General features: G+C 31.1%; 9 protein-coding genes. 3 read left to right on the top strand and 6 right to left on the bottom strand.

All coding sequences use genetic code 11. The features are described from left to right. Positions 1-2,271, top strand: coding sequence for an RNA polymerase recycling motor HelD (helD, locus tag ACREV6_RS17850; protein WP_431579391.1), 2,271 nt, complete (start codon positions 1-3; stop codon positions 2,269-2,271). 142 nt (positions 2,272-2,413) lie between these two features. Here the strand turns inward: helD and ACREV6_RS17845 are convergent, their stop codons facing one another. Next, positions 2,414-3,907 (bottom strand): helix-turn-helix transcriptional regulator, encoded by a 1,494-nt coding sequence (locus tag ACREV6_RS17845; protein WP_431579390.1) that lies wholly within the window; start codon positions 3,905-3,907, stop codon positions 2,414-2,416. 229 nt (positions 3,908-4,136) lie between these two features. On the opposite strand from ACREV6_RS17845, the gene fliB reads away from it, so the two are divergent. Beyond that, the gene (fliB, locus tag ACREV6_RS17840) at positions 4,137-5,357 is read left to right on the top strand and encodes a flagellin lysine-N-methylase (RefSeq protein WP_431579389.1); all 1,221 of its coding nucleotides are present in this window, start codon (positions 4,137-4,139) and stop codon (positions 5,355-5,357) included. A 139-nt stretch (positions 5,358-5,496) separates the two neighbouring features. On the opposite strand, the gene ACREV6_RS17835 is transcribed toward fliB, so the two are convergent. Next, positions 5,497-6,273, bottom strand: coding sequence for a TspO-related membrane protein (locus ACREV6_RS17835; RefSeq protein ID WP_431579388.1), 777 nt, complete (start codon positions 6,271-6,273; stop codon positions 5,497-5,499). 167 nt (positions 6,274-6,440) lie between these two features. Here ACREV6_RS17835 and ACREV6_RS17830 point away from each other — a divergent pair, with 167 nt between their 5' ends. After that, positions 6,441-7,181 (top strand): alpha/beta fold hydrolase, encoded by a 741-nt coding sequence (locus tag ACREV6_RS17830; RefSeq protein ID WP_431579387.1) that lies wholly within the window; start codon positions 6,441-6,443, stop codon positions 7,179-7,181. A 125-nt stretch (positions 7,182-7,306) separates the two neighbouring features. Here the strand turns inward: ACREV6_RS17830 and ACREV6_RS17825 are convergent, their stop codons facing one another. The 4 genes from ACREV6_RS17825 to ACREV6_RS17810 form a co-directional block, all read right to left on the bottom strand. After that, complete coding sequence (locus tag ACREV6_RS17825; RefSeq protein WP_431579386.1) at positions 7,307-7,717, bottom strand: peptide deformylase; 411 nt, start codon at positions 7,715-7,717, stop codon at positions 7,307-7,309. 43 nt (positions 7,718-7,760) lie between these two features. Then, complete coding sequence (locus tag ACREV6_RS17820) at positions 7,761-7,991, bottom strand: hypothetical protein (protein ID WP_431579385.1); 231 nt, start codon at positions 7,989-7,991, stop codon at positions 7,761-7,763. A gap of 158 nt (positions 7,992-8,149) precedes the next feature. Beyond that, entirely contained in the window at positions 8,150-9,238 is a 1,089-nt protein-coding gene (locus ACREV6_RS17815; protein ID WP_431579384.1) for a 2,3-butanediol dehydrogenase, read from the bottom strand. 393 nt (positions 9,239-9,631) lie between these two features. Next, positions 9,632-11,560, bottom strand: coding sequence for a sigma-54-dependent Fis family transcriptional regulator (locus ACREV6_RS17810; protein WP_431579433.1), 1,929 nt, complete (start codon positions 11,558-11,560; stop codon positions 9,632-9,634). Positions 11,561-11,673 lie beyond the last annotated feature (113 nt).

The raw sequence follows: 11,673 nt of genomic DNA, 5'->3' as shown, positions 1-11,673 counted from the left end.
ATGCCTGCATACAATCATGCTAATTATAATGAAGAGCTTGAAAAACTAGACTATACCAAGAATTATTTAAGAAACTATAACGAGGAAATATCGGGCCATAAACTAAAAATTGATAAAGAGGTAGATTATGGTAAAAGTCATTATAACTCAGATAACGCAGAACAGTTTAATGAATTAATAATAAACACATCACTTCAAGATAGTATGAATAAAAAGCTCAAAGATGTTACAAAAGGTCTTTCTAAACCTTACTTTGCAAGGGTAGACTTTAATGAAGAAAATAGCAATAAACAAGGAAAATATTATATAGGGAAGATGTCCCTTATGAGAGAAGAGGACCACGAACTTATAATATTAGATTGGAGAGCTCCTCTTGCTTCTTTATATTATGAAGGTAGGCTTGGAAATGCATCATATACCTGTCTTGATGGCGAAATAAAAGGAGATATAAAATTAAAAAGACAGTACACCATAGAAAAAGGTGAACTTAAAGAAATTTTTGATGTAGATATAACAACAAATGATGATTTCCTTCAAGCAGCCCTGGGCTCGAATAAGGATAACAGATTAAAAGACATAGTATCCACAATACAATCAGAGCAAAACAGAGTAATAAGAGCTGATATGTGGAACCCACTTATAGTTCAAGGTGCAGCTGGAGGAGGAAAAACCACTATCGCACTACACAGAATAGCCTATCTAATGTATACTCACGAAAAAACTATAAGGCCCAAGGATTTCATGATAATAGCTCCAAATAGATTCTTTCTAAGCTACATTTCCGATGTTTTACCAGAGCTCGGAGTTGAAAATGCAACTCAAACTACCTTTGAGGATTTAGCCTTTGAAGTAATAGGTAAAAAACTAAAGTTAAATGAGCCTTATGAAAAACTCTCAACAATAATAGAAAACTATTCATCAAAGGATTCAAAACGCTCTAATAATTTAATTAAATCCTCCACTTTTAAATCCTCTTTAGAGTTTAAAGATATGCTTGAAAAATATATAAACCTTTTAGAAAATAATTTTATCCCTAAAATAGATTTTAAAATTCATGATTTCGTACTCTTTTCTTATAAAGAGCTTAACAGACAATTTTTGTATGAGTACAGTAATTTACCATTTATGAAGCGCATCAATGAGATAAAGAAAAGCTTAGTAAATAAAGTTAAATATGAAAAAAATAAAATACTCGATCATGTTGAATATCAATATGATATAAAATTAAATACTGTGCGAGACCAAATGCCTGATTGTCCTAAAAGGCGCGAAAAAATAATATTTCTTGCGGATGAACGTGATAATTTGCTTTTGAATATAAAAAAAGGTCTTAAAACCATGATAAGAGATTACATCTCTAAAATAACCACAAGTTCCGTACTAGACTACTATACTGATTTCTTAAGCTCCTTAGAAAAGTTCACTGAAAATACTTCTTTCAATGAAACTATGAAATATTTAAAAGATTACTCTCTTAATAACCTTTTAGATAAAACTGTAGAAATGGAGGATTTATCCCCCCTAATGTACCTTAAGCTTTCCATCTTCGGACTTGAGGATAAGATCTCTTTAAAACATGTAGTTATAGATGAAGCTCAAGATTTCAGCTTATTTCAGCTTTTCATGCTTAAAAAAATAATAAACAGCGGCTCTTTTACAATCCTCGGCGACTTATGTCAAGGAATATACAGTTACCGTGGAATAAATGACTGGAATGATATATCAAAATATATATTTGCACAGAACTCTTCAACTCATCTTTCCTTAGAACAAAGTTACAGAACTACCGTAGAAATAATGAATGCAGCAAGCTCAGTTATTGGAAGTCTTAATGACCCTCGTCTTCCAAAAGCTAAACCTGTGATACGTCATGGTGATGAAGTAACAGTTTATGAAAAAAACTCTTTAAAAGAAATTGCTGCTGATATAGAAAATAGAATCATTGAAATGAAGGAGGAAAACTATAAATCAATGGCTATAATTTGTAAAACACTAAAGGAATGTCTTGAACTGAAAAAATTATTAAAACAAGACAAAAATATATCAGTAATAACAGGTAAAGAAAAAGATTATTCTGGAGGAGTTGTAATTATTCCTTCTTACCTAGTAAAGGGACTTGAATTTGACATAGTAATAGTGTCTAATGCTTCAAAAGAAAATTATACCGAAAGGGATTTAGACGTAAAACTTCTATATGTAGCTATGACAAGACCACTTCACAAGCTTTATATTTATTCTGTGGGAGATAAATCAAAAATGCTATCCTTTTGACGCTCCTTGATGTACTAACAAAAGTTCATGAGGAAGAAAAGTAAGTAGAAAGAGGATAATCCGCTAGAATGCATTATTTAGGGCATTTTAGCGGATTATTTTCTTTATAGTGCTAATAATTTTTGACTAGGAACGAACTCTCCTATATCATTTCAACTATCTCCCTTAAAACCTCACATCCACTATAATCAAGCTTCTTTGCTTCCATTATACATTTAGCTAATTCTTTTCTCACAGAAGGTTCTCCTAGATTTCTTGCTTGTGTTTCTCTGGGCTGATTTTCTTCTATCAACTCTCCCATTTTTCTTGCTACAGTAAATTCCTGTTTAAAGTACTTGGCTGCTTTATAACACTTTTCTTTAATGGCTTCATTGTTATCTCCAAGCCACTCTAAAAATGCTGCTCCATAGTATCTTCCCTCGCCTATCATGCAGGTAGCATCACACTGACACATAATTCTTTCAAATAACATTGGCATTACAGCATTCCTTGGAAACTGTGTTTCATCAAGAAGTGAATTTGCCCAATGGTCATAGGCAGCCTGACCTCCTGCATAAACACCTATCTGTTCTTTTGTAAGTATATCAATGGCATTTTCAACAATCTCCTTTATAGGGGTTTGCTCGCCCTGTTCTTCACCTATGGACATTAGACCAATTGTGCATGGATTCTCCCACCAATTTTCACTTATAAAGTAGCCTGATTTATCTATCTCAATATCCTTTGCTACTTCATTATATTCCTGAAAAAAGTTCCATCCTAGAAGTGTATGTCCATTATTCCTATAACCTGTAACAATACATGCTTCTGGCGGTCCTATAATTCCTAGGGCTATAACTGGACGTCCCTCATCTATTTCAGCTTTTATAAAGCTTATAAAATCCTCTTTAGTTACTTTTTCAGTTCTTTCAAGAATATCATAAGCTCTTCCTGCTGCTTTAAAGGATTTTTTAAAGACTTGCGTAGCCTTTTCATAGATACACATTATATCAACATTACCGCCATCCCACTCTCTAGTATTCCATCTTAAACGGAAAGCACCACCAGATACCGCCATTAAATAGGAGTAGCTTATATCTTGTCCCATGTAATTAAGACATGCTTTTAAAGCTGATGGAAAGGGTGTACACTCTTCATAACAATATTTTACCCTTGGAACTCCATAAAGAATACAACTTTCTTCTGATTTTTTAATATCTTTCATCATATTAAATTCCCCCCAAAAATCAGGTGGATTATACAGTGAGTTAACATTTTTTATAACACCTGGTCCATAAACACCTGCCCCAAGCCTGATTCTCCCTATAGCAATTCTTTTTTTACGAAAGTCTTTAGGTGTCATCAGCATGTATCTCTTAAAAGCCCGCGTAAAAGTATCATAACTCTCAAAACCATATTCAGCTGCTATCTCTAGTATGGTTCTTTTTTTATCATGAGCAATTTCAAAGGCTGCATTGCATATTTTTCTATAAAGAATATATCTTGAAAGAGATATTTTTGTATTGACCCTAAAGATTTCTCTTATATGAGCAATAGAATATCCTAAATATTTCTCAAGCTCGGTATGATCAATATCATCAGTAAGCCTATTTTCCACAAAAGCAACCATAGATGTTATAACATTAAAATAATCCACTATATCCCACCTTAATATACATTTTCTTCCGGAATTAATTTAATTATAGCTTAGTTTTGTAATACATTCTCGACTTTTTTGAGGAACTAATAAATAAAAATAGGAAACCTGAAACCTAATCACTAATCTATAGGAGAAAATGTATAGACATCTGACAAACTTTAAATTCTATAGTAAAATAAATATGAAACTTAAAATTGAAATAATTTATATGCAAAGGAAGTATACAATGAGAGAAAATGTAGAAATACGATATCCAAGATATCTTAAAGAATTTAAATGTATAGGTGGAAAATGCACGGATAGCTGTTGTATTGGATGGGATATAGATATTGATAAGGTCACCTTCAGGCAGTATTATAAAGTTCAAGACAAAGAAATGAAGCTCATGTTACAGAAAAATGTACATATTAACGATTATTACCTAAGCCCTGATATAGATTATGGAAAAATAAAATTAAAAAGTGGAAAACGGTGTGCCTTTTTAGATGAAGAAAATTACTGTATAATTTATTCTAAAATTGGAGAGAAATATCTATCAAATGTTTGCACATCTTTTCCTAGAATAACAAATAAAGTAGATAGGCATTATGAAATATCCCTTGATGTAGCATGTCCCGAAGCTGCAAGAATTCTTTTATTAAAAGAAGAAGGAATTGAATTTACAGAAAGTTACGATCCACTCGGAAAACATATATTATCAAGTGATATTGAAACTACATCTACAGAATATAATAACTCACCCGTTAAATATTTTAAAGAAATTAGAGATTTAAGTATTAAAATAATACAAAACAGAGAATTTAATTTAAGTGAAAGAATGTACATATTAGGTGATTTTATAAACACATTAGAAAAAGAACTTAAACATAAGTATAATGATGTACCTACATTTATTAAACAATATAATATTAATTCAGTTAATGATTCTTACGAAAAAAATCAATGGAGTTATATTATGCAGATGGATTTTTTCAAAAAGATGATGGGTTTCTTAAATGTATCTAAAGAAGTAGACAGTCCTTCTTTTAAGGAATATACTAAGCAAATTATAAGCGGATTCAAGTTTGATGAAGGAGAAGACATTAACAAATATTCTGAATTGTATGTAAAAGCCTTTGAATATTATACTGAAAATTTTATAAATAATAATAGCTATATTTTCGAAAATTATTTAGTGAATTTTATGTATAACTATATATTCCCATTTACTGAATCGGAATCAATGTTTGATGGATATATTTTGCTTTTAGTAAGATATTCATTTATTAGATTTTATTTAGTCGGGAAATATCTATGTACTAAGCAAGATAACAAAGAAGATATGGTTGAATTTATCCAGTCTTTCTCAAAGACCATAGAACATCATAGAACATATTTAGATGATTCGCTAAATTATATAAAAGAAAATAAATTGGATAATATGGAATTTGCTAAGAAACTTCTATAAAAAAAGACTAGTGAACAGCAAATTCGCTTCACTCATAAAAATAGAGTAAGTATTGCTAGCAACAAATATTGTCCGTTTCACCCCCATTTTAAAGTCAATCGTGGAAATTATTCTATTGTCAAAACAGTTATGCAATATTTCATACCTTCTTTGCAACATGTAATATACATATGAAAATAACAACTAATGAAATGATTAACGTAGTTATAATTCCAGGATACTTACCTGCAAACCCACTTGAGGAAACATGTTTGATGAGTATACCTAAATAAGCCCAAAATATAACTATGCCATATGGGATATCTTTATTTTTTAATGTTGTAGTCATACCAATAATAAGCCCCACAAATAAAATAACTATTGTCCAAATTTGTTCAAATATGCTCCAACCATTCCAGCCTAAACTAACAAGCAGTGTGGAGGCATTAGCTATTGTTGCTACAGTAATCCACCCAAAATAAACACTAAAAGGAAGTTTTACAAATAATTTTTCCTTCAATGTTAGTTGTGTGGAGTTTATTTTGATATTAATTTTAATTAAGGAAACCAGTATTACAATCATTAAAATCATAGAAAGTGGAATGATTTTATACTGCCAACTGAATATCCAGGCTATATTGGCTATTGAAGATATAATAAAATAACCGCCAATAAGCTTAACTATAGCTTTAGTATCAGCCCTCTTAAAAAGGCCCAGTTGATAAACTACAAATCCAGCAAGCAATAGGTATATTAGTCCCCATATTGCAAAGGTAATTCCAGCAGGTGCAAATAGATTAGAATATGAATCTGAAACTCCACCAGTTGTTATACCATTAATGGGTAAAATGTTTGCTAATGCATTAACAGTAACCATGAGAATAAAACTAAGCACCGTGAAAATTTTTAGAACTTTTACGTATGTTTCTTGTGACATTATTAATTCACCTTCCAATTTTGTTATTATCTATAATAATACTCTTATTTTACTTAAATATACTATAAATATCATTCTTGCTTTTTAGCTTTTGGAATAACTGTTACACAACTTGAAGTAGTGAATATTATATAAAAGGGAAATATATGTAGGAGGAGGTATACAATATGAAAATCTTTATAAAGAAAAAATGGAAATATTGTCTATTTATTATTTCAATAATAATAGTTACAATAATTGCAATATATACAAGCAATTATTATAGAGCTATGCCTGAAGCTAAAAGTATGTTGCGTTCAACTGATAAGGTTGAATATAAAGATTCACCTTGGATTGAATATACCGCTAAAAACAAAACAATTACCAAAGGTTTAATTATATATCCAGGTGGCAAAGTTTCACCTGAGGCTTATGCACCACTAGCCGCGAAAGTAGCGGAGTCTGGTTTTGTAGTTGTAATTGTACCAATGCCCTTGAATCTCGCTGTACTTTCTCCTAATAAAGCTGAAAAGGTAATAGAAAAACATCCAAAAATTAAGCAGTGGTATATAGCTGGTCATTCCCTTGGCGGGGTTATGGCAGCTCAATTTACATACAAAAACCAAGATAAAATTAATGGTTTAATACTCTTAGCATCATATCCCCAGAAGAGTAACAATCTATCCTCAAGTGGAGTAAAGGTTTTATCAATGTATGGAACTAAAGATGGATTCGTCGGAAAAGATAAGATTGATGAATCTAAAAAATTATTGCCAACAAGTACAAAATGGATTCCTATCAGTGGAGGTAATCACTCTCAAAATGGTTGGTATGGATTCCAAAAGGGTGACAATACAGCAACTATAACAAGAGATCAGCAGCAAAATATTATAGGAAAATCTATAGTTCAATTTATGAGTGGAAATTAGGAAGTGCAAACTCAGGAATAAATCCCTCGGTATGTAATCTGCTATCTGCGGGTTTGTACCCAGGGATAATTGTGTATTTCTTTTACTTGCTGTAATTCCACCTTGAAGGGCTATCTACCCTTTTTCTATATGACTATCCCATCACAATGGTCTACTTCATGTTGAATAATTTGAGCAATCCATCCTGAGTATTTTCCCCTTTGCTTCTTAAATCTCGAATCAAAATACTCTACTTCTATCTCTTTGAATCTATTAGTTTTTCTAACACCTATAAGTGAAAGACATCCTTCTTCTGTTTCATATTGACCCGATTTCTTCACTATCCTAGGATTAATCATCGGAACATCCATATCGCCCATACTGATCACAATAATTCTTTTTTTAACACCAATCATATTAGCTGCCATTCCTACACAGCCTTCTTTATTTGCTTTAAGCGTATCAAGCAAATCCTGTATCACCTGAGCATCTGCTTTTGTAGCAAGTTCAGATTTTTGGTTAAGAAAGAATATGTCTTTCATAATTGATCTAACCATATGTTATCTCCTTTAATATTTGTCTTTTTTATTATGTTCTATTCTATACTAGAATCCACCATTCTTCACCTTCATTAAATAACTCAATTTCTTTTTCGTCAATAATGCATTTATATCTAACTGCATTGTTAAAAAGCTTCATACTTCTAATTGGATCTTTTATTTCAAACTCTTCATCGTTGTAAGTCAATTCAAAAGGGATATCCCATCCATTATTATCAAGCTTACTCTGAACCACAACTAACATTTTTTCATTCTTATTTCCCCAAGTCATAATATCAAACTCCTTTGTAAATTTTATATTCCCTTAATACTATTATAATACGCTTTAAATAAACTTAGAGCAAATAATAACTTCCAGTTATTGTTTGCTCTCCTAATATCGTTACATAAACTGGAAGTTTATATTTACTAATGTTAATTTAATAGTTACTACAGTTGACCGCCAGATAAAAGCGACTTATCTGGAGTTACAAGTATTTTTACATGTTTCTTCTTTTCTGCTCCGGTTAATGTTCCAAAACCTTCTTCTACTATATCATCGAGAGCTATTTTTTTAGTAATATATCCTTCTGCCTTAATCCTTCCATCACTCATTAATGCAATTGTTGCTGGAAATTCATGCCTATAAGCTAAGGTTCCTACTATTTTCTTTTCAGTAAATACTAGAACATTTGGGTTAAAGTTTATATCACCTTCCCAAATACTTGTTATAACCATGGTACCTGCATATTTTAAACTATCAATACCTATATCAAAACCTATTTTTGCTCCAGTAGTTTCAAAAGCTACATCTACCCCTACACCACCTGTAAGTTTTTTAACTTCCGCAGCTATATCAACTTCATTTGGATCAAGAACAACATTTGCCCCTGCTCTCTTAGCATATTCTTGTCTTATTGATTTTCTTTGTAATACTACAATAAGTCTTGCTCCTGCAGCTTTTAAACATTCGATTGTTGCAAGTCCTATTGGGCCTGAACCAAGTACAATTGCAGTATCTCCTGCATTAAAATCAGCCATTCTAATAGAGTGAAGAGCAACTGCTATTGGCTCTATTAATGCTGCTTGTTCATAAGACATGTTATCAGGTATTTTATGTACATATTCTTCTGGGAATACAGTATATTCAGCAAGTCCACCGCCACTTCCACAAAGTCCGTGAAATCCTAATGATGAACAAAGATTATATTTTCCTTCTTTGCAAGCTGGACATTTACCACAGGCTAAAATAGGTTCTACTGTAACTCTATCACCAATTTTAACATTAGTTACGCCTTCTCCAGTTTCTACAACTTCACCAGAAAATTCATGACCTAAAACAACTGGTGCAACGTTACCACTTAGAGGATGAGGTTGTCCAACTGGTATGAAAATCGGTCCTGCTAAATATTCATGTAAATCTGATCCACATATTCCACACCATTTCACTTTAATTTTAACATTTCCACTAGTAACCTTTGGTTCATCTATTTCCTCAACTCTAACATCGTTTTTATCGTACCATAATGCTGCTTTCATAATAAAATCTACCCCTTTATAATAAAATTATATTTTGATTGTTAATTCTCTCACATACTTATATAGCAATTAATATGCCAAAATATTAATTTTTGAAAACATTACTTAAAAAACATTTTTATCACTGCTTAAGGTCTCTTAAATCATTGATGACTTAGGGTTATCCTAGTAGAATACGCTTATAGGACATTAGTAACCCTTAGTTATAATGTAAAATCAATTATTTTTATATTTCTTCTAAAAAAAATTCTATAAAATTAAAAAAGCATCTCCAATGTCAAAATGACACACTAGTTAGTGTGTCATTTTGACATTTTACAAATATTCACTGTCTTTTTGATACATTATATAGCTAGTTACTCCTGATTTAAAAGTAAAATATAGTATATTTTCTTAAACATTGTTAATATTATATTTTTTAATTTTTCTATACATAGTAGATCTACTTATTTTTAACATTTGAGCAGCTTTAACTAGGTTTCCGTCACAAAATTTAAGAGCATTTATTATACTTTCAATCTCTAAAATACCTATAGGAATAATGCTACTTCCTTTATTTTCTTCTACATATTCACTTATTTCTCCTGTATTTAAGTATTCTACTCCAGTTATACTATCTTCACTTGAATAATAATCTCTTTCTATAACATTTCTAAGCTCTTTCACATTACCTGGCCATTCATATTTCTTAAGATTTCTAATATAAGATTTACTCATGACTTTGATTTTATCATTATTTTTTATATTTAGTATCTCTACAAAATGTTTTGTTAATACTTCTATGTCCTCTTTTCTTTCTACCAGTGGAATAGTTTTTATGTTCATTACATTTAACCTATAATAAAGGTCTTCTCTAAAGGTTTTCTTTTTAACTTCTTCCTTTAGCCTTTTGTTGGTTGCACATATAATCCTAACATTTAATTTTTTCTCATAGGTTCCGCCAACTCTAACTATTTTATTGTTATCTAATACTCTTAATAGTTTTGATTGAATATCTAGAGGAAGTTCTCCTAATTCGTCTAAAAAAATGGTTCCTCCATTTGCAAGCTCAAATTTTCCAGGGTGGCCCTCTTTAATAGCTCCCGTAAATGCACCCTTATCATATCCAAATAGTTCACTTTCAACCAATTCTCTTGGTATAGAGGCGCAATTTATAGCTACAAAAGGACCCTGTGCCCTTTTACTATAATTATGTATTGATTGAGCTATTAACTCTTTACCTGTACCACTTGCGCCTTCAATTAGTATATTACAATCACTTTTTGCAGCTTTCTTTGAAAATTCTATCAAACTTTTCATCTTTTCATTATTACTTATAATATCTTCAAATTTATAGGTAGCCTTATAGCCCACTACTTTATTAACCAATTTATGTACATATTCTGCTTCCCTAAAAGTTATAACCACACCTGAAAATTTATTATTACCCTTCATAGCAACTACATTTATTATACATTTTATCCTCTTATTTTTTATGTTGAAATCACATTCTATATTATTATAAGCTTGTAGAGAATTTGACAACATATAATTAAAATTTACATCTTTTAGTGTCTCTATTATATTCATTTTAAATATTTCACTTTGTGTTATGCCTAAAATATTTTTAGCCTTGTCATTTATCTTTTTTACATGAAAATTCTCATCAATTACTATCATACCTTCCACAATTGAATCAAATGTTATATTTAATAAATTATAAGAACTAATAAGCGCTAGCTGCTTTTTTATGGACTCCGCCGCCGCTGTAACAATTCCCAAGGTATGCAAGTGTGCATCATAATAAATTCCCGACATATTTATACACCCTATTATATTTCCCTCTTCATCATGAATAGGTGCTGAGGAACACGTCCAAGAATGTTGATTTTTTCCATAATGCTCAGCTCCTATAGTCTGCATAGGTTTATCTAAATAAAGTGCTGTTCCTATAGCATTAGTTCCCACCGCTTTTTCTGTCCAAAGAGCTCCTTTTACAAAATTTAGCTCATTTGCCTTTTGCATAATATTACTATCTCCAATAACCTCAAGTATATATCCATCTCTATCTGAAAGAAACAGTGCAAATCCAGAACCCGCTATTATATTATATATATCTTCCATTATAGAGCGGGATATGGAAACAAATTCTGCATTATCTTTGATTTTAGCTTCTAAGGGTACAAGGTAGTCATCATTACCACGCCCATCCATGAAATCTACACCATATTCCTTGCACCTTTTCCAGGAATCTGCTATTTCTAATTTTACCTCATTATTCATATATCCTTGTTCCACAAACTCTTTCCAAGCCTTTGAAATAAACTCCATATAACCTACCATAATCTTCATCTCCTTGCACCCTTAGCACTCTTAGTGGCATTTTATTATATTATACTATTTTATTGTAAAAATTAATACTCACTACTCACTGGTAACTGTGACTTGGTAAAAAC

The organism is Clostridium sp. (assembly GCF_050717515.1).
Taxonomy (GTDB): Bacteria; Bacillota; Clostridia; order Clostridiales; family Clostridiaceae; genus Clostridium_AD.
Note: the sequence above shows the minus strand (reverse complement) of the source record. Positions and strands in the feature narration are given on the sequence as shown.